Consider the following 23,930-nt stretch of genomic DNA (forward strand, 5'->3'; position numbering starts at 1 on the left):
AGGGATCGGAGGAGCAATGACCGTCGTCCAAGCTCGTCGGCAGCAACGATGGGATCTGCGCTCGCCGGCAGACTGGCAGGAGCAGGCTGCCTGCCGTCACGAGAACCCCGAGCTGTTCTTTCCCATCAGTTCATCCGGCCCGGCAGAGGATCAGACAGCGCACGCGAAGTCGATCTGTGCACAGTGCCCCGTGCGCGAGATCTGCCTTCAGGTGGCGCTCGGCTATGCGGAGGACGAGGGAATCTGGGGTGGTATGACGGCGCAGGAGCGTCGCGAACTGCTCCGGGAACGGGCCCACCATGCATCGTTCCGCGCTTGACACCGCCCGCGTCGGGGCACAGCCCGTCCGACCGGGCAAGGGAGGGTGGGCCCGGCCGGACGGGGGCAGTGGGGGTCATGCACCTCCGGATGCTATGGACCTCCCTTCACACTAATCGGCCCCAGTGCTCTCAGCGCCATGGACAGCCGAGATCGACGAGTTGTTCCAGATGGCCGTCATGATTTGCAACAACCCTGTCGGGCAAGGAAGTTGAGTATTCCAGCAGTTCGTGACTGGTCCGCGTCGGCTGCCGGTCGAGCGACGGTTGCCGCACCTGGGCGCCTTTGCGAGGTCGATCCAGTGCCCGGTAGCACGTGTCCCGCGCCGGGCCGAACGTGTCCCGCGCATACTTGAGAACCTAGGAAAGGAACCACATGCCTACCCCGACCTCTGCCGACAAGTTCTCCTTCGGTCTGTGGACCATGGGCTGGACCGCCCGTGACCAGTTCGGCCTGGCCACCCGGCCCGCGCTGGATCCCGTCGAGTCCATCCGCAAGCTGAAGGATCTCGGCGCCTGGGGCTTCACCTTCCATGACAACGACGTCGTCCCGTTCGGTGCGTCGGCCGCCGACCGGGACAAGATCCTCGGTCAACTGACGGATGTCGTGGACGAGACCGGCCTGGTCGTCGAGATGGTCACGACCGACACCTTCAGTCAGCCGGTGTTCAAGGATGGCGCCTTCACCTCAAACGATCGCGGTGTCCGGCGGTATGGCCTGCGCAAGGTCCTGGAGAATGTCGACCTGGCAGGCGAGCTCGGCGCACGAATCTTCGTCATGTGGGGCGGACGAGAGGGCACCGAATACGACTCCTCGAAGGACCTGCACGCAGCGCTCGATCGCTACGCCGAAGGAATCGACACCGTCGCCTCCTACATCAAGTCGAAGGGCTACGCCCTCAAGATTGCTCTGGAGCCGAAGCCGAATGAGCCTCGCGGCAACATCTTTCTGCCGAGCATCGGCCATGCCATTGCCTTCATCAGCCGCCTCGAGCACGGTGACATCGTCGGGGTGAATCCGGAGACCGGTCACGAGCAGATGGCCACTCTCAACTACACCCATGGACTGGCCGAGGCGATCTGGTGCGAAAAGCTCTTCCACATCGATCTCAATGGTCAGCACGGACCGATGTACGACCAGGATCTGGTGTTCGGGCATGGTGATCTGATCAGCGCCTTCTTCACTGTCGACCTGCTGGAGAACGGCTTCCCGGGCAAGCCCGGGGCGTATGAGGGTGCGCGCCACTTCGACTACAAGCCGTCGCGCACCGAACATGTGCAGGGACAGTGGGACTCGGCCGCCGCGAACATGGAGATGTACCTCATGCTGAAGGAGCGGGCCGTAGCGTTCCGGGCCGATCCAGCGGTGCAGGAGGCGCTGGAGGTCGCCGGGGTAACGGGCCTCAGCGTACCGACAATGGCCGCAGGGGAGACCATCGAGCAGCTGCTCGCCGATCGCACGGCATACGAGGACTTCGACGTCGACCGGGCGGGTGAGCGCAACTACGGGTTCGTGCAGCTGCACCAGCTCGCACTGCGCCATCTCATGGGTTTCGCCGTCGGCTAGGCGTCCGTCTCGGCGCGCCGACTGGTGGACGGCGGATGGGTCTGTGTTGGCAATCTTCCTCGAGCAGTCGTACGTTTAGTTAGTCGATGTGAACTAACTGGATTTGACCCGTCTCTCGAAGGAAGCCCGCGTGCCGAGCAAGAACGCCGCGTCTGAACGCGCCGCCCTACGACAAGAGCGTGCGGCGCGCGATACCGCAAGCCCGCGCTACAAGTGGATCGTCCTGTCCAACACGACACTCGGCGTGCTCATGGCCACGATCAACATGTCGATCCTGCTGATCGCGCTGCCAGACATCTTCCGCGGGCTGGGCGTCAACCCGCTCGAGCCCGGCAATACGAGCCTTCTCCTCTGGCTGATCATGGGCTACATGGTCGTGACCGCCGTGCTGGTCGTCAGCTTCGGTCGCCTGGGGGACATGTATGGCCGGGTGCGGATGTACAACGCCGGATTCCTCATCTTCACGATCTTCTCCGTCCTCCTCACGGTCACCTGGATGCACGGCACGGCCGGTGCACTCTGGCTGGTGCTGATGCGCATCGCTCAAGGTGTCGGCGGAGCCATGCTGATGGCCAACTCGAACGCGATCATCACCGACGCATTTCCCGTCAACCAGCGCGGACTCGGCCTGGGCCTCAACCAGGTGGCGGGCATCGGTGGCTCCTTCATCGGCCTGGTGGTCGGCGGACTTCTGGCCCCGGTCGAATGGCACCTGGTCTTCCTGGTGTCGGTGCCGATCGGTGCCTTCGGCACGGTATGGGCCTATCTCAAGCTGCACGACACCGGGATCCGGCGGCATGCCGAGATGGACTGGTGGGGCAACATCAGCTTTGCCGTCGGGCTGATCTCCGTTCTCGTCGGCATCACCTACGGCATCCAGCCGTATGCCGGTCACACCATGGGCTGGACCAACCCCTGGGTGCTCGCCGCCCTCATCGGCGGAGCGCTCATCCTGGTGGTGTTCTGCGTCATCGAGACGCGGGTCGACGAACCCATGTTTCACCTGGACCTCTTCAAGATCCGGGCATTCACGGCGGGCAATCTCGCCAGCCTGCTGGGCGCGCTCGGCAGAGGCGGTCTGATGTTCATCCTGATCATCTGGCTGCAGGGCATCTGGCTGCCGCAGCACGGCTACACCTTCCAGTCCACGCCACTGTGGGCCGGCATCTACATGCTTCCGCTGACAATCGGCTTCCTGGTTGCCGGGCCCGTCTCGGGCTGGCTGTCCGACCGGTTCGGCGCTCGCACGTTTGCCACGGTTGGAATGCTGGTCGCGGCCGGCAGCTTCGTGTGGTTGCTCGCCCTGCCGGTGGACTTCAGTTACTGGCTGTTCGCGCTGGCGCTGTTGGTCAACGGCCTGGGCATGGGCTTGTTCGCCGCACCGAACCGCGCCGGCATCATGAACAGCCTGCCGCCGCACCAGCGCGGCGTCGGCGCGGGGATGAGCACGACCTTCCAGAACTCTGCCATGGTGCTGTCCATCGGGATATTCTTTTCCTTGATGATCACCGGACTGGCGAGTTCCTTGCCGCACACCCTGACAACCGGACTTGCGGCACAGGGGGTGCCGGCGGCGGACGTCCACCGCATCGCCGGGCTGCCACCGGTGGGCGTCCTGTTCGCCTCGCTACTCGGGTACAACCCGGTCCAGACCCTGCTCGGACCGCACGTGCTCAGTCAACTTCCTGCGGCAAACGCCCACTACCTCACGGGGCGGAGCTTCTTCCCGTCGCTGATCTCCGGCCCGTTCTCGCACGGACTGACGATCGCCTTCGCCTTCGCCATCGCGGCCTGCGTGATTGCCGCCCTGGCCTCGGCGATGCGCGGCGGCAAGTATGTGCACATGGAGCCCGCCGGCCACTCGGCCGTAGACGGGGGGACCCCGGACGTGAGCCTCGAGGTCGTCGCGCCCGAGCACGACAGCTCCGGGAGCACGCTCCTGGCCGGGCACACCAAAGAACGGGGTGGGCGGCATGGCGGCGGCCAACGACATCGATGACCTGGCGGGTGGGTTGCGCACGGCGGTCAACCGGTTGTCCTACCACCTACGCACCCCCGCAACCGAGCATGGCCTCACCCCATCGAGGCTGAGCGTCCTTGTCGCACTTGACAAGCGGGGCCCTCGACGGCCGAGTGAGCTGGCGTCCGTCATCGGCATCACCGCGGCGAGCATGTCGCGGCTGACCGAGGCGTTGGTGGAGGGCCGTTGGGTGGAGCGAGCCCCGGATCCCGAGGACCGGCGAGCGTGCCATCTCATCCTGACCGAGTTCGGCAGGACCGCGCTTGACGATCTGCGGACCGAGGGGACCTCGCGGCTGTCACAGGACCTCGGCACACTCAGCGCGGACGATCGGGCGGCGTTGAGCCGCGCACTACCGATTCTCGTGACGCTGGCAGATCTGCGACTGGAGGCCGCGATCGAGGCCAAAACCAGGGAGTCGGTCACCTGAGGGATCGACAGGTCCCGGTTCGACGCGGCGCGACCTCCGCCGCCTAGGAGGGTTGGCCCTCTCCCACGTCAGCGCGTCGTGCGATCGTTGCTGCCGCACGGTGCACCGCGCCCTGCGGCACGGTCGGGACGATGTCCTCCAGGAAGCGGTAGCGTCGACGGACGGCCACATCGTATGACGTGCTGCCGGCCCCGTCGCGAATGCCATGCCACCACTGGGCGATATCGCCCCAACCGGGCGCTGCGAGCGAGCCGCCGAACTGCTGCACTGCCAGTGAGGAGCAAAGCGTCGCGAAGGCAATGCGATCCGGCAGTCTCCAGTGTGCGAGGGTGCCCAGCACCAGCGCTGCCCCGAATACGTCGCCGCTACCCGTCGCGTCGAGCGCGGGCACTCGCAGAGCCGGCACATTGACTTCCTCACCGGTCGTGCTGTCGAGCGCCAACGCACCCTGTGCGCCGTTCGTGACGACGGCCAGCGGGACTCGGTCGGCGATCGCGTAGAGGGCGTCCTGCGGCGTGACCGTGCGGGTATACGCCATGGCCTCAGCCGCATTCGGCGTGAACGCATAGCATCGGTCGAGCTGTCCAAGAACCTGCTGCGGCCAGGTTCCGGAGGAGTCCCACCCCAGGTCGGCGAAGATCAAGGACCCCGCCGAGCTGGCACTTCGCAGCCAGTCCTGCCCCTCGGGTTGTCGCACCTCATCGCTGCCGAGATCCGCGATGACCGCCCGCGCGGGAGGCGGCGCGACCACGGGTTGCTCGCCATAGCCCGCCGGCAGATGCGCGTGAGTGATCATGGAGCGGTCGCCGCCGACCGCGTAGGAAACCGTCACGGGCGAGTGCCACCCGCAGTAGCGACGGGCGCTCTGTAGATCAACGTGCTCCTGCTCGGCGAGTGTCTCCCAACAGAACTCGCCGTAGCTGTCCTCCGCGAACGCCGCCGCGAGCGACGTGCGAAGTCCCAACCGACTTGTGGCCACGGCCAGGTTCGCGATCCCGCCGGGGCACGACCCCATGCCGGCAGCCCTGACCTCAGTGCCGTCGTGCGGTGGCTGGTCGAGGCCGGTGAAGATGATGTCGAGGAAGACGGTGCCCCACAGCGCGACATCGAATGCGGGCCCGCCCGGCTCACGGCCGTCGGCCAATGGGTCGTAGTCCCCGGTGGTCACTGCCTACCCCCTTGCCTGGCTCCGTCAACGATCAGCGCAGTTCTTGCGGCGATCTGCTCGCCCGCCTGCAAGACTTGCCCGTGTGGTGCTCGGGCGACTACTTCATCATGACAGCGAAGGACGGTGGGTGGGATGCAGCTGACCATATTGGGCGGCGGGGGATTCCGCGTACCACTGGTCTACGGTGCGCTCCAGTCCGACCATTGCGACCTTCGGGTTGACCGGGTGGTTCTGCACGACGTCGATCCGGAGCGACTGAGCGCTGTCGAGCGGGTACTGGCCCAGATGCGCGACACTGCCGGCGGTCCTGCGGTGCGGTCCGGCACCCACCTGGACGATGCGCTCGGCGGCGCGGACTTCGTCTTCTCCGCCATGCGGATCGGCGGCCTGGCCGGCCGAACTGCCGATGAGCGGGTGGCGCTCGACCTCGGTCTGCTGGGTCAGGAGACGACCGGTCCGGGCGGTGTCGCCTACGGTCTGCGCACCGTGCCGGCCGCCGTCCACGTCGCCGAGCGAGTGCGCGCGGTCGCGCCCGGGGCATGGGTCATCAACTTCACCAACCCTGCGGGCATGATCACCGAGGCAATGCAGTCCGTGCTGGACTCCCGCGTCATCGGCATCTGTGACACGCCGGTCGGCCTCGGTCGACGGGCGGCACGGGCGTTGGACCTCGACCCCACCCGCGCCACCTTCGACTACGCCGGAATCAACCACCTCGGCTGGTTGCGTTCGCTTCCGATCGATGGAGCGGATGCGCTGCCGAGGCTCCTCGAGGATCCGCAGCGCCTGTCCACGATCGAGGAGGGCAGGCTGTTCGGCGTTGAGTGGCTGCACGACCTGGGCATGATTCCGGGAGAGTACCTCTACTATTACTACTTCACCCGCGACGCGATCTCATCGATCAAGGGGGGACCCCAGACGCGGGGTGAGCTGCTGCTCGACCAGCAGTCGACCTTCTACCAGGAGGTGTGTCACCATCCCGACGCCGCACTGGCGACCTGGCGCGCTGCCCGGCAGGCGCGCGACGCGACCTATATGAAGGAGAGCCGCAGCGAGGGCGAGGAACGCGACGCCGCCGACGTCGCGGGTGGAGGATACGAGGCGGTTGCGCTCGCTCTCATGACTGCCCTCGCTCGAGACGAGCCGACTCACCAGATCCTGAATGTGCGCAACGGCTCGACCCTCCCGGGCCTTCCTCCGGACGCCGTGGTCGAGGTGCCCTGCGTCGTCGACTCCTCAGGTGCGACGCCGACGCGCATCGCGCAGCTCACCGGCCATCCGGCGGGACTCGTGCAGCAGGTCAAGGCGGTGGAGCAGCTCACCATTCGTGCGGCGCTGGAAGGTTCAGAACGGCTCGCCCGCATGGCTCTGGCCCTGCATCCTCTTGTCGACTCGGTGACGGTGGCGCGGATCCTGCTGCAGGGATACCGAGAGCGAATACCCTCGCTCGACGAAGTCTTCCACTCGAACGGTTGACGCAAGGACATCGTGCACGCACACGCTCCCGCAGATCTCCTCAAGCCCGGGACGCCACGGACGAACGAGGCCTACCATTAATCCTGAACTGCACGGAGTCGGGGATTATTCGGGCCGGCGAGATCGCGGGCCGGAGGCGGGAGATGCGCGACAGCACCGGTCCTCTCCACGACTGGCCATTTCAGTCGCGGTCGGAAGAGCTCGCGGTCCTGCTGGCCGAGATCGATGCGGGCGTCGAGCATCCGGAGGACCCTTCGGGGGTCGTGATCGTCTCACCCGCAGGGATGGGCAAGAGCCGTCTCCTTCGTGAGGCGATGCACTGGGCCCGGCAGCGCGGGGTGCCGACCATGCTGGCCATCGCCACCCGGTCCGCCGGCGTCACGCCGTATGCAGCGCTGGCTCACCTTGTCCCGCACGTGCCCGTCGAGCGACATCAGGACCTGACCTCGTGGTACCGGGCTGTCGGCGAGTCGTTGAGGACGGCCGACCGACCCCGTCCGGTGATCGCTCTTGACGACGCGCATCTGCTGGATGTCGGCAGCGCCGCACTCATCCTGCACCTCGCGCTCACCGGAGCCGCCACTGTCTTCGTCACCGTCCGAAGAGGGGAGGTCCCGCCCGATCCGGTGACTACCCTCTGGAAGGACGGACTCGCCGTGCGAGTCGATCTGCAGCCGTTCTCGGTGCGCGAGGTCGAGGCGTTCATCGACTCGGCGTTTGCGGAGGAGGTGGGGGACCGCACGAAACGACGACTGGCGCGCGTGAGCGGCGGGAACCTCCTGTTTGCCAAGGAACTGGTCCTCGGAGCGGCCGAGAGTGGGTCACTCCGCTGCATCGACGGGATGTGGATGTGGGACGGCGAGGTGACGCTGGCACCCCGGCTGGTCGACGCGGTGAGCCAACGACTGCAGGGGCTCGACGGCCCGGCGCGCGAGGCCCTCGGACTGGTCGCTCTCGGCGAGCCGCTGGCGGCCCGACTTGCCGAACAGGTCGTCACTGCCAACAGCCTGTCAGCACTGGAGCGTGCCGGGCTCATCCGCGTGTCAGCGGAAGACACCGACGCGGTGTTCCGTCTCGGGCACCCGTTGTACGGCGAGGTCGTCCTCGGGCAGTTGGGCTACCTCGCGCAACGTCGGCTCCGACGATGTCTGGTGGACGTCCTCGAGCCAGAGGTCCGGCAAGCCGGTGGCGGTGACACCGTGCGGGTCGCCACCTGGCGTCTGGAACTGGGCGGCCCGGTCTCGGCGGACCTGCTGCTCGATGCAGCACGTCGGGCCAACCAGACCTTCGAGCATCGGGTCGCCCAGCGTTTGGCGGCGGCCGCCCTGGATCACGATGCGGGCCCCGGCGCAGCGATCGAGCTGGCCATTGCCTACAACGGGCAGAACGAGTTCGAGAAGGCGAATGCCACCCTCGCCGCGGCCGAGGACGAGATCCTCGGCGTCGGCCACGCCGAGCTCCACGAGCGCTACCTGGTGACCAGGCATCATGCGCTTGCGTTGGGTCTTGCCCGGCGGGCGGACGCACTGGCCATGGTCGATCGGTTCGCCACACACCACACCGGGACGACCATCGACGCCGATCATGCCACCCATGCCAGGTTGCTGTCCGCGGCCTACCGCGGCAGCCTCTATCTTGATGAGGGGCGCCTCGTCGAGACGATCGAGGCAACCCGCCCCGTGCTTGAGGACCCGGTAGGTGCAGGGCCGGTGCCGTCCTTGGTAGCACTCGAAGTCGCCGGGGAGGCCATGGCCTACCTCGGCTGGACCCGCTCGGCGGGTGCGCTGCACGTCAGGCTCAAGGCGCTCGGCCGGACAGAGCTGCCGGAGGTTCGACGAGGAGCCTTCTCGGCCGTTCTCCAAGAAGCGCTGTGCCTGACCTGCGAGGGAAGGGTGGCCCGGGCAGTCGAGCTCGTTTCAGCTCTTCGCGAGCAGACGATCGATGCGGCAGACCCAAGTGTGCGTGCGCTGGTGGCCCTGGTTCTTGGTGGCACCCTGCTCCAGCAGGGTCGGCCGCAGAGCGCGCATCGCGAGCTGCTCCAGGCCAACAGCGCCTTCCGGCAGGCTGACATCGGCGGGGGCGTGTCCTGGACGATGAGCATGATCGCCCAGGCACGTGCACTGACCGGTCGGATGGACTCGGCCCGCGCGGCGCTCCAGGAGGCCCGTGCTCGAGCGCCTCGTGAGCCGAGCACGCGAAGCCGGGCCGACGACGTCATCGCCGAGTCCCTCATTGCCCTGATGGCCGGAGACAGTGTGGCTGCGGAGCGCTGCCTCCTCGCCGGAGCCGGCGAGCTGAGCGAACTGGCCATCCCACGAGCCCGGCTGCTGCACCTCGCGGCCCAGGTCGGGGGCTCACCTGCCCGGCTGCTGCGGCCGCTGCAAGAGATCGCCTCAAACATGGAGAGCGACCTCCCGCACGTCCTCGCCGAGCACACGGCCGCCCTCGTGAACCGGGATGGCCGCGCACTGATGGAGTCCGCAGCGCAGTTCTCACGACGGGGCATGTGGCTGCAAGCCGCAGAATCCGCGGCCCAGGGCTCGCGCGCCTTCGCGAGCGCGGGGGCGACCACCGCGGCCACCAAGGCCGCCGGCCGCAGTCACGCGCTGGCCAGCCGCTGCGAGGGCGCGCGGACGCCGGCCATGAGCCTCCAGATGAGCACCCCTCACCTCAGCAGAAGGGAGCTCGAGGTTGCCCGTCTCGCAGGACAGGGTCTGTCCAACGCCGAGATCGCGGCACATCTTGTGCTGTCAGTGCGAACCGTCGAGTCACACCTCTACCAGTCGTTTGCGAAGCTCGGCGTAACCCACCGCGACCAGTTGGGCGCTGCCATCGACGGTGCGGACCTCAGCCGGGGCGGCCGAGTGTGAAACGCCTCTGACAACTTCAGTGGCCGGTTACTGGGGACTGCCGCCCGCTGGGAGCCGTACGTTGGTCGCATGAACATGGCGAGTCTGCTCGACCAGCTGCCGCCCGGGCTGGCGGTGGCCCTGAGGCTCCGCAATGCTGGGTATCCGGATGCCGTGATCGCCACCGCCCTCGGCATACCCGGCGAAAGCGTGGCCAGCACCCTCGAGGTGGCCGACGCGAAGCTGAGCAACCTGGTCTCTCAGACGCACTCCCCATCCTCGAGTCGCTAGCACGCGGGACCGGCCATCGGGTTCATCTCGAAGATCAGTACTCGATCACTGAGGTCCTTCCCCGGGCCGATCCCTACGCTCGTCAACTGTAGGAACTGGCGCATGGGAGGGCCGTTGAGATGACTGCAGTGCCGCGGTGGATGGGGCATCGACCGCTGGACCTGGCCGAACTGGCAGACCTGGCCGCACGGGGCCAGCGTCCCGGTCCTCTCATCCAGGGCGCGCTCGGAGGGCCCGCGCGTCTGCACGTCAGTGAACGTGCCGTCACGGGCGAAGGATCAGTGGGCACCTGTGCCACCGGTGGTGCGCGGACAGGTCATCGGACCGCCGCACCGCCGGTGGCAGACAGTGCGTGTTCCGCCCTGCGCCGCCGACGGCTCTCGGATGCCCTGCTGCGTCTGGTGGGGGCTCGCCGACTTGCGTGAGACACCGTGGACATCAAGGGCCAGTTGGTGTGTCCAACGAAATGACGTGCATCACCGCATTGATGAGTGCCAGGTGAGTGAACGCCTGCGGGAAGTTGCCCAGATGCCGACCGGAGCGACTGTCGATCTCCTCGGCGTACAGCTCCAGTGGTCCAGCCAGCGAGAGCAGCTTGGCGCACAGGGCCCGCGCTCGATCCAGCTCGCCGATCTCGCACAGCGCCGAGACCAGCCAGAACGAGCAGATCGTGAACGATCCCTCCGCGCCGCGGAACCCGTCGTCCGTCTCCTCGGTGCGATAGCGCAGCACGAGCCCATCCTGCGTCAGCTCGTCGGCGATCGCGAGCACGGTCGCACGAATACGCGGGTCGTCGTTCGGCAGGAATCGCACGAGCGGGGCGAGCAGCAAGGACGCATCCAAGGCCGTGGACCCGTAGTACTGCGTGAGGGCGCCGTCCTCGCGCAGGCCGTTGGCGAGGATGTCGTCGCGGATCTCGTCGGCGGCCAACTGCCAGCGTTCCGCCTCCGCCGCCTCGCCGATCATCTCTGCGAGCCGAGCACCGCGGTCGACCGCGACCCAGCACATGATCTTCGAGGACGTGAAATGCTTGGCCGCACCGCGAACCTCCCAGATCCCCGCATCCGGCTCGCGCCAGTGCTTCAGAGCGGCTTCGACCTGCTTGCCGAGGATGGGCCAGATGCGGCTGTCGACATGGTCGGCAGTCTTCGAGTGCAGGTAGACCGAGTCCAGCAGGGCTCCCCAGACATCGTGCTGCACCTGGGAGTGTGCGGCGTTGCCGATGCGCACCGGGCGGGAGCCGGCATACCCGCTCAGGTGCTCCAGGACGTACTCCTCCAGGTCGGGGCGACCATCGATGCCATACATGATCTGCAGGTCGTCCGCTCCCTCGGCCACGTCGGCGATGAAGGAGAAGAAGTCGACGGCCTCCCAGTCGAAGCCCAACGAGTACAGGCCCCACAGCGCGAAGGTTGCGTCCCGGATCCAGGCGTAGCGGTAGTCGTAGTTGCGGCTGCCGCCGATCGTTTCGGGCAACGAGGTGGTGGACGCCGCCGCGATCGCGCCGGTCGGCGCATACGTCAGCCCCTTGAGCGTGAGTGCGCTTCGCTGCAGGTAGCTGCGCCACGGATGGTCCGGGAACTTGCCGCGGGCCAGCCAGTGCTGCCAGTGGTGCGCCGTCCAGACCAGCCGTTTGTAGGCGTCGTCGAAGGTAGTTGGGGCCTCGTTGTTCTCGCCCCAGGACAACGCGATGAACCTCAGGTCACCCTCCTTCAGGAGGGTCCGCGCGGCCGCCCGGCCACCCTCGAAGCCCAGTCGAAGGTCCGTTGTGAGCTTGACGGTCAGATCGCTGCCCGTCGCCGACGCCACCGCCTCGTGGTAGACCTTGTCCGTGTAGGACCAGGTGACAGGTTTACGGCCGTAGTCGAGGACCGGCTCGCACTCCGTGACCACCTGCACCTCACCCGACACGCAGCGGACCGTGCGCAACAGGATGTGCTCGGCGTCGTAGTCCGTCGGTATCCGTCGCAAGGTCCGGTCGAGCTCTTGCTCATGGCGCCATGGACCGATGACCAGAAGGTCTCGAACGACGATCCACCCCGTCGGTGTTCCCCAACTGGTCTCCAGCACCATGGTGCCCGGCAGATAGCGTCGTGCTACCGGCACGACGGCGTCGGACGGCGCCAGGCTGAACTGCCCGGCGTGCCGACCGATGAGCGAGCCGAACACGCTGCCGGAGTCCATTCGGGGCAGACACATCCAGTCGACATCGCCGCTCGGCGAGACCAGCGCCGTTACCTCGCCATCCGAGAGGAAGCCGTAGTCGCCTATCGGAACGCTCCGTGGCGCCGCGAGATTCGCATGCCGAAACCCATCGGGATCTGTCGTGACGTTCATCGAGTCAGCGTCCCACCAGGCGCAACAACGGACAAGGGCCACACCGGCCACAGGGACGTCCAGGCACGCTGGGCGGGCCGACACCCAAGCGGGTCAGACGATTCAACGGCTGCAAAATCCCAAATGAGGCTCCAAGTATGGTAATGCCACGTACGATCGCTGTTAAGCAGATCCCTACTACGACGCCACACCAAGTTCACGTCGTTGGAGGGTTTCAAGCCACGACCTCTGGGAGGCGATCATGACTTGGTCCTCCATGCGCGGACGGCCGCGCGATCTACCAGTTGACCACTCGCCACTGCGAGGTGCGCGGGTGGACGCGCGCGCCCGCGTCGCCTGGCTGGTGCGCGTCAGTCGGATGGCGTCACCGATCGGTGGCACCGGCACCGAATTCAGCAGACGTCTCACGAGCGCGGGCTTTCCCGTGGGAGCTTCCGCTCTGAGTCGCCGCGAGCACGGCCAGGAGGAGATCTCCGGCGCCATGCTGACGGCATACGAGCAGGTGCTGGAGCTGCCGAGCGGCCAGTTGCGCGGGGTATGCGAGGCACTGCGCCGCCTTGGCGCCGTGGACACTGTCGAGCACCCAGAGCTCGTCGACCGGTCAAGTCTCTCCCTTCAGCTGAGCCGACTTGAGCAGCGAATCTCTGCGCACGAGGCATCGGCCGCCGACTGGCTGCAGCTGTCCTACATGCTGGTCCAGCCGGGGGGAGTGGTGCTGCCTCCATCGGTGCTGGCGTGCTGGGTGCGCCAACTGCTGGTTGAGATGCTGCGCTCGATCGGAACCGCCTACGTCGGACGATATGAGGCATTGGCGCGCCTGATGAGTGACCCGGTCACGCGGCGCCCGGTGACGACCGCCGTGCTGGACACCGTCGAGACCCCCGGTTCCGGGTGCCTGCTCGACGCCCTGAGCGTGCTCGGCGAGACCAACGACCCCGAGACGCTGGACCTCCTGGTCGACCTCTTTGTGCACCGCCGTCACCGGGTGCGGCTCGGCGCGGCTCGCGCCCTACTGCAGCCAGTGGTCCTCGGATCGCTCACCGTCGATCAGATCAACCGCATCCAGCACGCAGTACTCACCGTTGCCAGGGAGGACCCGGACGACGGGGGACAGCCCGCCTTCATACTCGCGCAGCGCATCTCACTGCAGATGACCAGGATGGTGGTCGCACTGCTCGGCAGCAACCCCGGAGATCGACCGCACGGCGCGCACATTCAGGATCCGGCGCAGCTGCAGCGATACCTGCAGGCGGCGGCGATGCACTCGGGGGTGCACGGCGACCAGATGCTCGAACGCCTCGTTCGGGAGGCACTGACCGAGGACTTCCTCGAGCGCCAGCACCACTCCTCACTGATGCTCATGGCCAGCCCGTACCGGGTATCTCTGGCGGACACCGCCCTAGACGTCGTCACGACCACGGCGGACCCCGTTGCTCGGGACGCCGCCGGACAGCTGCTGTCCTACCTCGCCGGCCCCGAGCAGCATGCGCGACTCCTGGAGGTCCTGGAGCGCCCAGAGCTCGAGCTGCAGCAGATCGCGCTGCATGCGTTGGCCCACGCCGGTGGCGTCCCGTGCGAGGTTGACCTGCTCGAGCGTCTGGGCCAGCCTGCGCTGCGTTGGGCAGCGACGTATGCCGCCGGGATGTCGGCCCATCCGAGCCTTCGCACCGCCCACCTGGACGACGCGGTCGCCGAGAGCGCGAAGTGGTGGCGCACGATCGGCCCGGCCGTCCTCGATGCGCCACGCACGACGTTGAACGAGCGGTGCGTGAGCCAGTTCTCCACTCAGGCGCCGGAGCCGATCCGGGGCCGCACCGTGGCAGAGCAGGACGGTCGCGAGAAGGCGGCCGTCTGAGTCATCGCTGCACGGCTCAGCCCGAAATGTCCCGCCGACGGTATGCCACCGCAGCGGCCGCAAGTCCGACGCCCGCAAGTGCAGCGCAGGCCGACAGCACGGTCCACGCGACCTGGCTTCCGGGCAGATCCGTCAGGTGGCTGAAGGGCGAGAGTCCCATGACGGCACCGGGAAGCCTTAACAGAGGACCCAACCAGGCGAGCGCCACGCACCCGACAAGAAGTGCCCACGGGACCGGCGCAAGCCGCGCGGACAGGCCCAGGCACCCTGCACCGGCAGCGATGACCACCCACATGGCCGGCACCTGTGCCAGGCAGGCGCCGATCAGACCGATCAGCTGATCCAACGGGCCTCCAGCCGCTGTGTAGCCGAGTCCGAGTCCCAGCCCCAGCGCGACCATCAGGAGGACCGCTCCAAGGAGTGCCCAGCCAACGTGCGCGGCAAGCATGGCCCGTCGGTTCACCGGCGTTGACAGCAGAAGCTCCGCTCGGCCAGTCGACTCCTCAGTGGACAGGCGGGCGATAACTGCGACCCCCTGTGCCAGCGCAACAACGGCGATCGTGGGGATCACGGCCGCGAAGTAGGTATCGACCAGGGCGCCACGCCCACCCATACGCTGAAGAAGCGTGAGCGCCGAGGGGGTGTCCCGCAACGTCTCGAGCAAGCCGCTCGCGATCGATCCGGTGGCGAAACCCGTGATGAGCAGTCCACCGGCCCACCAGGTCAGTGGCGCCCACTGCAGTCGAGCCGCCAAGGGAGCGATGCCGTTGAGGGCGCGGCTTGCCCTCGGGCGCCCCGCGCGAGCGGGATACATGCCGGCACCGAGATCCCGTCGGGACTCGAGCAGCGCTGCGGCAAGGACCAGCACGATGGTTGCGGCAATCGACAAAGCGGCGGGGCCGACGCGGTCGCCGGCGAAGGGCCGTAGCCGTTCGGCCCAACCGATGGGCGACAACCAGCTGCACCAGTGTAGCGGAGTGGATGAATCACCAACTGCACGAGCGATATACGACAGGCCCAGCACTGAGCCGGCCAGTGCTCGAGCTGTTCGTGCGCGCTCGGCCAGTTGAGCAGCCACCCCTCCGACACCTGCGAACACGAGGGCGGTGAGAGTGAATCCTGCTCCGAGTGTGAGGGATCCCCCCACGGGCAGGCCCAGGACGATCAGACCGATCGCAGCGAGCACACCCACCGCGAGGCCGCCGACAGCGCAGGTGAGCAGAGCGGAGGCGAGGACCGCATGCCGACCCAAGGGTTGCGAGCGGATCAGTTCGGTCCGCCCGGTCTCCTCGTCGGCGCGGGTGTGCCGAATCACGAGAAGCATCGCCATGAGGCCGACGCAGGTCGCGACGAACCCACCCACGCGCCACGCGGTGAAGCCGCCCGCGGTGGACAGATCGAATACCGGACCATAAAGGGCGCGCATCGCTGCGTTCGACGCGGATGCCGTGGTCAGGCGTGCTCGATCCGCGGCGGTGGGATAGAGGGAGCTATACAAGCCGGCGTTCGCCACCGTTTCGAGCACCAGGAGGAGGACAACGATCGGCAGGACCACGCGATCGCGACGCAGCGCTGCACGAAGCAGGACCCCGATGCCGGTGCGTCCCATCAGGAATGCCCATCGACGGGCTCGTGGTGGTAATGCGACAGGAAGATCTCCTCCAGACTCGGGGGCGTGCTGGTCAGTGCGGTGACACCCAGGGCCGTGAGGCGTTCCAACACCTCGCCGAGGTGCGCGGCATCCACCTGCGCACTGAACCGACGCCCGTCGACTGTTCCGCCCTGGACGCCGGGCACGGCGAGCAGGCTGTCAGGCACGTCCTGCTGCACGGTCGCCATCACCCGACTGCCGGTGAGGTGGCGCAGGTGCTCCAGCGAGCCGGTCTCCACGACCCGGCCGGCGCGAATGATGGAGACGCTGTCACACAGCTGTTCCACCTCGGACATGATGTGACTGGACAGCAGGACGGTGCGGCCTTGCGACGCAGCCTCCATGACGCATTCCTGAAAGATCCTCTCCATCAAAGGATCAAGACCGCTCGTCGGCTCGTCCAGGAGCAGTAGCTCCACATCGGCCGCCAACGCGGCGACGAGGACGACCTTCTGGCGATTCCCCTTCGAATAGGTGCCCGCCTTCTTTCGTGGATCCAGTTCGAACCGGTCAAGCAGCTCGGCTCGCCGGGCCTCATTCAGGCCCCCGCGCAGTCGTCCCAACAGATCGATCACCTCGCCACCGCTCAGGCCCGGCCACAGGTCCACATCGCCGGGAACGTAGGCCAGTCGACGGTGCAGACTCGCTGCGTCGCGCCACGGATCCCCATCGAGGACGCGGGCCATGCCGGCATCTGCGCGCACGGTGCCCAGCAGTACCCGCAGAGTGGTCGACTTGCCGGCGCCGTTCGGACCGAGGAAACCATGCACCTCACCAAGCTCCACCGACAGGTCGAGCGCGTCGAGTGCCCGAATGGCACCGAAGCTCTTGGTGAGCCCATCGGTCCAGATCGCTTTGCTCATACCGACCACGGTACGCGCATTTCATAAATACGTGAATCTTTAAAACTGCATGAAATCCGTGACATGATGCCGGTATGCCACGCCGCAAGACCGAAATCGATGGACTCATGCCAGAACAGGCTCGACGCAGGTTCATCGAGCGCATGGGGGAGGAGCTGACGGGTGCGGGTCTGCCGAGGATGGCGGCCCGGATGTTCTCCGCCATCGTCGCCAGCGAGGCCGGGACGCTCACTGCGGCCGACCTGTGTGCACAGCTGCAAGCCAGTCCGGCCGCCATCTCCGGTGCAGCGCGGTATCTAGAACAGGTCGACATGGTGCGCCGCAGCAGGCCGCTCGGCGCGCGGCGCGACGAGTTCACGACGGTGGACGATATCTGGTACGAGGCGCTACTCAGCCGTGGGAACGTGCTCGAACGCTGGCAGTCCGTGATGCATCGCGGCGCAGTCGAGCTCGGGCCGCAGACCGATGCGGGTGCGCGCCTCGACCGCATGGCCGACTTCTTCACGTTCATGCAGGTCGAGCTCACCGCGCTGATGGAGCGGTGGCACGCCCATGAGGCAGCGCAGGACGACACCCGCAGGTCCTGACGGTCCGACCGTCCGACCTGGGCGCCTGCTGCGACACTGGAGGGCATGACGTGGAGAACAGCGCAGGCGGATCGGCCCGTGCCGATCCGATCCGAGCGTGCATGCTGATGGGACGCATCACCACACCGCGCCGGGTTGTCCGGGTCGATCTGGACACCGGCGTAAGCGAGCGCACCGATACCGTCGCGGTCGAGGAGCCCCTCGAGATCCGCGTCGGCGGCACGGCCGTCACCGTCACGATGCGCACCCCCGGTAACGACATCGAGCTGGTGCACGGGTTCCTTGCCGGCGAAGGCATCGTGCATGATCGAGAAGACGTCAGGCTTGCGCGTTACTGCGCCGACACAGAGGCCCTGAACGTCGTCGACGTCACCTTGAGCAGTCCCGGCGAGAGCATCCCCGTCAGCGCGCAACGCAGCCTGGTGATGCACGGCGGCTGCGGGCTGTGCGGAAAGACGAGCATCGACGCGGTCGCCGCGGCGAGGCCCGGGTCGAATCTGCAGGACGCGGAAGTCCCGATGGTGGCCGCGGAGGCCATCGCCGGCCTGCCGACCCGGTTGCGTGAGCGGCAGCTCGTCTTCGAGCGGACCGGTGGAGTCCACGCAGCGGGCCTGTTCACGACGGAGGGGCAGGCACTGGTTGTGCGCGAGGACATTGGACGACACAACGCCGTCGACAAGGTTGTCGGCTGGGCGCTGATGAACGGCCGATCCTGCAAGGACCTGGTGTTGACTGTGTCCTCGCGGGCCTCCTTCGAAATCGTGCAGAAGGCCGCGATGGCCGGCGTGCCCGTTCTCGCGTGCGTCTCCGCCCCGTCGAGCCTCGCGATCGAGGCCGCCGACGAGCTGGGCGTGACCCTGGTCGCCTTCACCCGTGGCAGAACGTTGTCGATCTGTAGTCACCCGGCGCGGGTGCAGATGCCAACCTCCGCCTAGCATGCAGGACGTGGAGGACGAACCGGCGCTGAGCACCCGCGTCTGGACGGTGCCGAACCTGCTGTCGATGCTGCGGCTCATCGCCGTCCCGATCTTTCTGTGGCTTCTCCTCGAGCATCACGACCTCTGGGCCTTCGCCGTCCTTGCCGTGTCGGGTGTCACCGACTACCTGGACGGCAAGATCGCGCGCCACTACGGGCTGGTCACCAGACTCGGTCAGCTACTGGATCCGGCCGCCGACCGGCTCTACATCCTGTCGACGCTGCTCGGCCTGGCGTCTCGCAGCATCATCCCGTGGTGGCTCGTCGCGCTCCTGCTTGCCCGTGAGGTGTTCGTCGCGGCGTTTGCCCTTCCACTGCGGCGCCACCGACTGCCGATACCCCCAGTGCATTTCATCGGCAAGCTCGCGACGTTCTGCCTCATCTACGCGTTCCCGCTGATTCTGCTGGGGCAACAGGATGGCCCGGTCGGCAGCGTCGCACTTCCGCTCGGCTGGTCGTTCGCCTGGTGGGGCCTTGGGCTCTACTGGGTCGCGGGCATCATGTATGCCCGGCAGATTCTCGGGATGGTCCGCCAACGTCGCACGGGTGCCGCGCTGTGAGCGCACCGTCAACCGCACGCGACCCGGCCGCATCGATGTCGCTGATCACCGAGCTGATGACGCATCCGCTCGACCCGGCCTACGAGGCCGCCGCCGCGCGTCGTGAGCGGGAGGACCGGCCCCGGTCCACCGGCCTACGCTCGCCGATGCTGCTCATCGTCTGCCTTCTGGTCGGTGTAGGTCTGGCAACGTCGGCCCTGACCCTGCGCCTGCCGCTCGGCCTGGCGAAGAAGCAGCACGACCAGTTGGTGAGCAGTGTCCAGGCCCGCCAGGACACCATCGACTCCGACACCAGCGCCATCAACGAGCTGCAGCGGCAGATCACCGCCTACCAGAACCAGGCGTTGAAGCACGTGCACCGCAGCGACCAGTCCACGCAGTTGTCCCGCCTGGCCGTGCTGACCGGCGCCGTGGCAGTGAAGGGGCCCGGGCTGAATCTGAGCATCGATGACGCCAAGGGGGCCGACACCGACGCCCAGGGCAACCCCCGCACCGACAGCAGTAGTGACGGGCGCGTGACGTCGTCCGACATGCAGATCATCGTGAACGGGTTGTGGCAGTCCGGCGCCGAGGCGATGGCGATCAACGGACAGCGACTCACAGCCGAGACCGCCATCCGGTTCGCAGGGGAGGCGATTCTGGTCAACTTTCGGCCACTGAGCCCGCCATATACGATCACGGCGGTCGGTGCAGGCAATGAGATGGAGAGGAAGTTCAAGGCCGGCACCGGCGGTGTGTACCTGGGCGGCCTCGTGGGCAGCTACGGCATCCGAAGCACCATGAGCACGAGCAAGTCCGTCAACGTTCCCGCCGGCCCAGCACCATTGCTGGCCTACGCCAAGGTCTCCAAGGAGAAGAAGTGATACCTGCTCTCGGGCTGGTGGCCGGCCTGATCCTCGGCCTCCTGCTGCACCCCGACGTGCCCCTGTGGCTGCAGCCCTACCTGCCGATCGCCGTCGTCGCAGCCCTGGACGCCGTATTCGGTGCCGTCCGTGCCGTGCTGGACGGCATCTTCAACGACCGGGTCTTCGTCATCTCGTTCCTGTCGAACGTCGTGGTGGCAGCGCTGATCGTGTTCCTCGGCGACCAGCTCGGTGTCGGCTCGCAGCTGTCGACGGGGGTCGTCGTCGTCCTGGGGCTGCGCATCTTCAGCAACATGGCCGCCATCCGTCGTCACCTCTTCCACGCATGATCGCCCCACAAAGTCCTCACTCGTCCCTCGCTCGGTACTTCGCGGGGGCCCCGACATGATCGCCCCACAAAGTTCTCAAGAAGGCGAGGAGCCACCGGTTCGGCCCGCGGAGGGCACCTCGGCAGAGCCCGGTCGATCCGGGTGGGCCCGGCTGCTCCGGATGGGCCGGCCACGAGCGACCCGAGCAAACGTTTTTGCCACGCTGCTCGCGCTGGCGCTCGGATTTGCCATGGTCACCCAGGTCCACGAGAACCTGGCCTCCGGCCTGGAGAACCTCAGCCAGGGAGACCTGATCGCCCTGCTCGACGGGGTGAACCAGCAGTCCCTCCACCTGGACCAGGAGAAGGCCAAGCTCACCCGCACGCGAGCCTCGCTGCAGACTTCAACCGGTGACAAGGCGGCCCTGTCTGCGGCGCAGGAGCGCAAGGACGTGCTGGGCATCCTGGCCGGCACGCTGCCGGCGCAGGGCCCCGGGATCGCCCTGACGATCAACGACCCGAAAGCCGTCGTGCAGGCGGCCAACGTTCTCGACGCGGTGGAGGAGCTGCGGGATGCGGGCGCGGAAGCGATCCAGATCGCCGGAGTGCGCGTCGTGGCCGACACCTGGTTCGGGGTCAATGGCGACAATGCCCTCGTTGTCGACGGGCAGGTGGTGCAGTCGCCATACATCATTCTGGCCATCGGCAGCTCGCACACCATGTCGACGGCCATGGAGATTCCGGGCGGTGTCGTCGACAGTCTCAAACAACTTGGCGCACACCCGAGCGTGGCGTCCTTGAAGACCGTTAACATCGACGCATTGCGGGCACCCACGGTGCCTCGTTACGCTCAGTCAGACGGCTCGACACCGTAGGCCAGGTCTGGCTGGATACTAGTAACTCACCGACGAAGGAGATCCATGAGCGAGCTCGAGTACCCGGCCAACCTGCGCTACACCGAGGACCATGAGTGGGTCGGTGACCAGGGCAGTGGTGTGGTGCGCATCGGGATCACGGCATTCGCCCAAGACGCGCTCGGCGACGTGGTCTACGTGAGCCTGCCCGCAGTCGGCGACATGCTGTCTGCCGGCGACTCCTGCGGTGAGGTCGAGTCGACCAAGTCGGTCAGCGACCTCTATGCCCCCCTGGCAGGTGAGGTGACGGCAGTCAACGAGCAGTTGGACAGCACTCCCGAGCTGGTCAACTCCGACTGCTACGGCCAGGGGTGGATGTACGAGCTGAGGGTTGCCGACGCGTCTGCGTTGGAAGCCCTGAAAGACGTTGAAACATATAAGTCCTCGCTCAACTGAGCGAATCGGCAGGCGACTTTCGCCTCAATCCCCTAGTGTGGTGAAAATGACTGATCACGGGCAGCCCGGCAACCAGCCGGACTACGCCGCGGGTGACGCGACAACAGCGCGCATACCTGCCTTCGATGCACCAGCAGCTCCCGAGCGGGTCACCGCGAGCGAGGTCAGGCTCTCAAGCGCTGACCAGGCAACGGTTGATGCGCTGCGTCCCGGGACCGCATTGCTCATTGTGTTGCGTGGCCCCAACGCCGGCGCCCGGTTCCTCCTCGACGACGAGGAGGTGAGCAGTGGACGCCATCCAGAGAGTGACATTTTCCTGGATGACGTGACGGTCTCGCGGCGGCACGCCGTGTTCCGTCGGACCAACGCAAGCTATGACGTGCAGGACGTCGGCTCCCTCAACGGCACCTACGTGAACGGCACCCTGACCGACTCCGCGTCCCTGCGGACGGGTGACGAGGTCATGGTCGGCAAGTTCCGGCTGGTCTACTACGGCGCGCCCGGCACGTCGTGACCGCGGTGGAGCGTGGACGCACCATCGGCGTGGTGCTCTCGCAGCTCCAGGAGGAGTTTCCGGACCTCACCATCTCCAAGGTGCGGTTTCTTGACGCGCAGGGGCTGGTGTCCCCGGGCCGCACCCCGTCGGGATACCGGCGCTACTCCGCGCGCGACGTGGAGCGGCTGCGCTTCGTCCTGGCCTGTCAGCGGGACCGGTTCTGGCCCCTGAAGGTGATCCGCGAGGCACTCGACGCCTACGACCGGGGCCTGGAACCGCCCGCTGAGGCGCCCGGCGCCCGCCCGAAGGCACCTGCCGCGGCCGACGACCCGGACCTGCCCAGCACCGCCGACATCGATCGGCCGGCCCGGGCGCTGCGACTGACCGCGGTCGAGCTCGCCGATGCCGCCGGGGTCGAGCGGCCGGTCATTGCCGACCTGGACTCCTTCGGCCTCATCCACACCGGTGGCGACGGCTACTACGACGGCCAAGACCTGCAGGTCGCCCGCGCGGCCGGTGTCCTGATGACCTACGGCCTTCAGGCACGTCATCTTCGCCCGTTTCGGCTGGCGGCCGACCGCGAGATCGGCCTGCTCGACCAGCTCTCCTCCGCCCCCGGGACGGCCGCTCGCGCGGACGTTCTGCGCCAGTGCCTCGCCCTTCACCTTGCGCTGGTGCGCGCCGGCGCCAGGTCGGGGTAGCGTGGAGGGGTGAAGGAAGTCGAGGTGATGGGCGTTCGCGTCGAGATGCCCACCAACAAGCCCATCGTGTTGCTGCGCGAACGAGGCGGCGAGCGGTATGTGCCCATCTGGATCGGCGCACCCGAGGCGACCGCCATCGCCTACGCCCAGCAGGAGATTGCCCCGCCGAGGCCCATGACCCATGACCTGCTGGTCAACGTGATCACCGGGCTCGGGCACACCCTGTCCAGTGTGGTGATCACCAAGATGGAGGAGAACATCTTCTACGCCGAGCTGGTGATGGACGGTGAGCAGCGGATCAGCTCCCGTTCATCCGATGCGATCGCGATCGCGCTGCGGGCCCACGTGTCCATCTACGTGGATGACCAGGTGCTCGACGCGGTCGGTGTCGCGGTTCCGGTCGAGGAGGAGGACGAGGTCGAGCGTTTCCGGGAGTTTTTGGACCACGTGTCGGCCGATGACTTCGTGATCGACCCCGATGATCCCGACTCGGCGCCCGGGAACCCAGCTGCCGGCCCCGGTCAACCATGAACGTAAACTTTACAGTTATCGTGCGATCCGCGGCCGCGACACGCCGGGCGAACTGGCCTGTGGTCGTTGACGACGGGTGCCCGCCCGCATACCTTTCAGAGTGCGGCAGAATTTCCTGCCGCCCGTCACACACGGGCCGTCGGCCCAGGTCTTGGAGGTAGCCGTGGTCACCACCGGTGAGGCGCAACCGAAGCGCTCGAGTGCCCCGGCGCCCCTGCAGGAAGCGCTCTTTGTCACCGAGCTGCCCCAGGCGATGACCGATGCCGTCGGCTATCGCGGTCCGGCTGCCTGTCGCGCCGCCGGCGTCACGTACCGACAGCTCGACTACTGGGCTCGCACCGGCCTGCTCGAGCCGTCCGTGCGCAACCCCTCCGGTTCGGGGCATCAGCGGCTCTACAGCTTCCGCGACATCCTGGTGCTCAAGGTGGTCAAGCGGCTGCTGGACACCGGCGTCTCCCTGCAGCAGATTCGCGTCGCGGTCGGCGCGCTGCGCGACCACGGTGTGACCGAGCTCGCTGGAATCACCTTGATGTCCGATGGCGCTAGCGTCTACGAGTGCACCTCCGATGACCAGGTCATCGATCTGATGCGGGGCGGCCAGGGGGTGTTCGGTATCGCGTTGGGGTCCGTCTGGCGTGAGGTCGAGGGCTCACTCAGCGAGCTGCCGAGCGAGCGCGCGGAGAGCGACACACCCGCGGCCCATCCGGGCGATGAGCTGCGAGCCATGCGGGAGCGTCGCAACGCCGGTTGACACCGTGCCGATGCACTCTGCGGG

Annotated in this window: 24 protein-coding genes; 20 read left to right on the forward strand and 4 right to left on the reverse strand. The window is 67.1% G+C overall.

The window, feature by feature from the left end; translation table 11 throughout:
* Positions 1-16: 16 nt before the first annotated feature.
* From FGL98_RS08475 to FGL98_RS08490, 4 genes are all read left to right on the forward strand, one after another.
* Positions 17-319: a WhiB family transcriptional regulator gene (locus FGL98_RS08475; protein WP_146316328.1), complete on the forward strand. Its 303-nt coding sequence runs from the start codon at positions 17-19 to the stop codon at positions 317-319.
* A gap of 374 nt (positions 320-693) precedes the next feature.
* Positions 694-1,884 carry a xylose isomerase gene (xylA, locus tag FGL98_RS08480; protein ID WP_146316329.1) on the forward strand — a complete coding sequence of 397 codons (1,191 nt, stop codon included), beginning with the start codon at positions 694-696 and terminating at the stop codon, positions 1,882-1,884.
* A gap of 130 nt (positions 1,885-2,014) precedes the next feature.
* Positions 2,015-3,883 (forward strand): MFS transporter, encoded by a 1,869-nt coding sequence (locus tag FGL98_RS08485; RefSeq protein ID WP_222432071.1) that lies wholly within the window; start codon positions 2,015-2,017, stop codon positions 3,881-3,883.
* Positions 3,858-4,334, forward strand: coding sequence for a MarR family winged helix-turn-helix transcriptional regulator (locus FGL98_RS08490; protein WP_146316330.1), 477 nt, complete (start codon positions 3,858-3,860; stop codon positions 4,332-4,334). Before FGL98_RS08485 ends, FGL98_RS08490 begins: the two co-directional genes overlap by 26 nt.
* Positions 4,335-4,377: 43 nt before the next feature.
* On the opposite strand, the gene FGL98_RS08495 is transcribed toward FGL98_RS08490, so the two are convergent.
* A complete protein-coding gene (locus FGL98_RS08495; protein WP_146316331.1) occupies positions 4,378-5,502 on the reverse strand; it encodes a carbohydrate kinase family protein in 1,125 nt (374 codons plus the stop codon).
* 132 nt (positions 5,503-5,634) lie between these two features.
* On the opposite strand from FGL98_RS08495, the gene FGL98_RS08500 reads away from it, so the two are divergent.
* The 4 genes from FGL98_RS08500 (at position 5,635) to FGL98_RS08515 (ending at position 10,543) form a co-directional block, all read left to right on the forward strand.
* Positions 5,635-6,978 carry a 6-phospho-beta-glucosidase gene (locus tag FGL98_RS08500; protein ID WP_146316332.1) on the forward strand — a complete coding sequence of 448 codons (1,344 nt, stop codon included), beginning with the start codon at positions 5,635-5,637 and terminating at the stop codon, positions 6,976-6,978.
* A gap of 143 nt (positions 6,979-7,121) precedes the next feature.
* Entirely contained in the window at positions 7,122-9,848 is a 2,727-nt protein-coding gene (locus FGL98_RS08505) for a LuxR C-terminal-related transcriptional regulator (RefSeq protein WP_146316333.1), read from the forward strand.
* Between the two features lie 69 nt (positions 9,849-9,917).
* Positions 9,918-10,118 (forward strand): hypothetical protein, encoded by a 201-nt coding sequence (locus FGL98_RS08510; protein ID WP_146316334.1) that lies wholly within the window; start codon positions 9,918-9,920, stop codon positions 10,116-10,118.
* Positions 10,119-10,237: 119 nt separating this feature from the next.
* The gene (locus FGL98_RS08515; RefSeq protein WP_146316335.1) at positions 10,238-10,543 is read left to right on the forward strand and encodes a hypothetical protein; all 306 of its coding nucleotides are present in this window, start codon (positions 10,238-10,240) and stop codon (positions 10,541-10,543) included.
* 13 nt (positions 10,544-10,556) lie between these two features.
* Here the strand turns inward: FGL98_RS08515 and FGL98_RS08520 are convergent, their stop codons facing one another.
* Positions 10,557-12,455 (reverse strand): glycoside hydrolase family 15 protein, encoded by a 1,899-nt coding sequence (locus FGL98_RS08520; protein ID WP_146316336.1) that lies wholly within the window; start codon positions 12,453-12,455, stop codon positions 10,557-10,559.
* A gap of 241 nt (positions 12,456-12,696) precedes the next feature.
* Here FGL98_RS08520 and FGL98_RS08525 point away from each other — a divergent pair, with 241 nt between their 5' ends.
* Positions 12,697-14,310 carry a hypothetical protein gene (locus tag FGL98_RS08525; RefSeq protein WP_146316337.1) on the forward strand — a complete coding sequence of 538 codons (1,614 nt, stop codon included), beginning with the start codon at positions 12,697-12,699 and terminating at the stop codon, positions 14,308-14,310.
* Between the two features lie 16 nt (positions 14,311-14,326).
* Here FGL98_RS08525 and FGL98_RS08530 read toward each other — a convergent pair whose 3' ends face one another.
* Together FGL98_RS08530 and FGL98_RS08535 are read right to left on the reverse strand one after the other, a co-directional pair.
* Positions 14,327-15,919 (reverse strand): ABC transporter permease, encoded by a 1,593-nt coding sequence (locus tag FGL98_RS08530; protein WP_146316338.1) that lies wholly within the window; start codon positions 15,917-15,919, stop codon positions 14,327-14,329.
* A complete protein-coding gene (locus tag FGL98_RS08535) occupies positions 15,919-16,824 on the reverse strand; it encodes an ABC transporter ATP-binding protein (RefSeq protein ID WP_146316339.1) in 906 nt (301 codons plus the stop codon). The genes FGL98_RS08530 and FGL98_RS08535 overlap by 1 nt, the downstream gene beginning before the upstream one ends.
* Before the next feature lie 74 nt (positions 16,825-16,898).
* Here FGL98_RS08535 and FGL98_RS08540 point away from each other — a divergent pair, with 74 nt between their 5' ends.
* From FGL98_RS08540 to FGL98_RS08590, 11 genes are all read left to right on the forward strand, one after another.
* Positions 16,899-17,411 carry a GbsR/MarR family transcriptional regulator gene (locus FGL98_RS08540; RefSeq protein WP_222432072.1) on the forward strand — a complete coding sequence of 171 codons (513 nt, stop codon included), beginning with the start codon at positions 16,899-16,901 and terminating at the stop codon, positions 17,409-17,411.
* A gap of 50 nt (positions 17,412-17,461) precedes the next feature.
* A complete protein-coding gene (fdhD, locus tag FGL98_RS08545) occupies positions 17,462-18,346 on the forward strand; it encodes a formate dehydrogenase accessory sulfurtransferase FdhD (protein WP_342779959.1) in 885 nt (294 codons plus the stop codon).
* A 1-nt stretch (position 18,347) separates the two neighbouring features.
* Positions 18,348-18,947, forward strand: coding sequence for a cardiolipin synthase ClsA (gene clsA / locus FGL98_RS08550; RefSeq protein WP_146316340.1), 600 nt, complete (start codon positions 18,348-18,350; stop codon positions 18,945-18,947).
* Positions 18,944-19,810, forward strand: a complete 867-nt coding sequence (locus tag FGL98_RS08555) for a DUF881 domain-containing protein (RefSeq protein WP_146316341.1) — start codon at positions 18,944-18,946, stop codon at positions 19,808-19,810. The genes clsA and FGL98_RS08555 overlap by 4 nt, the downstream gene beginning before the upstream one ends.
* On the forward strand, positions 19,807-20,139 hold the full coding sequence (locus FGL98_RS08560; RefSeq protein ID WP_146316342.1) for a small basic family protein: 333 nt from the start codon (positions 19,807-19,809) through the stop codon (positions 20,137-20,139). The genes FGL98_RS08555 and FGL98_RS08560 overlap by 4 nt, the downstream gene beginning before the upstream one ends.
* Before the next feature lie 55 nt (positions 20,140-20,194).
* Complete coding sequence (locus FGL98_RS08565; RefSeq protein WP_146316343.1) at positions 20,195-20,992, forward strand: DUF881 domain-containing protein; 798 nt, start codon at positions 20,195-20,197, stop codon at positions 20,990-20,992.
* Positions 20,993-21,037: 45 nt separating this feature from the next.
* A complete protein-coding gene (gene gcvH, locus FGL98_RS08570; protein WP_146316344.1) occupies positions 21,038-21,427 on the forward strand; it encodes a glycine cleavage system protein GcvH in 390 nt (129 codons plus the stop codon).
* 46 nt (positions 21,428-21,473) lie between these two features.
* Entirely contained in the window at positions 21,474-21,941 is a 468-nt protein-coding gene (locus FGL98_RS08575) for an FHA domain-containing protein (protein WP_146316345.1), read from the forward strand.
* A 32-nt stretch (positions 21,942-21,973) separates the two neighbouring features.
* On the forward strand, positions 21,974-22,624 hold the full coding sequence (gene ftsR, locus FGL98_RS08580) for a transcriptional regulator FtsR (RefSeq protein ID WP_146316346.1): 651 nt from the start codon (positions 21,974-21,976) through the stop codon (positions 22,622-22,624).
* A 9-nt stretch (positions 22,625-22,633) separates the two neighbouring features.
* On the forward strand, positions 22,634-23,155 hold the full coding sequence (locus FGL98_RS08585; protein WP_146316347.1) for a bifunctional nuclease family protein: 522 nt from the start codon (positions 22,634-22,636) through the stop codon (positions 23,153-23,155).
* 163 nt (positions 23,156-23,318) lie between these two features.
* Positions 23,319-23,906 (forward strand): MerR family transcriptional regulator, encoded by a 588-nt coding sequence (locus FGL98_RS08590; RefSeq protein ID WP_425460991.1) that lies wholly within the window; start codon positions 23,319-23,321, stop codon positions 23,904-23,906.
* The last annotated feature ends 24 nt before the right edge of the window (positions 23,907-23,930 follow it).

The organism is Leekyejoonella antrihumi (assembly GCF_007845645.1).
Lineage (GTDB): Bacteria > Actinomycetota > Actinomycetes > Actinomycetales > Dermatophilaceae > Leekyejoonella > Leekyejoonella antrihumi.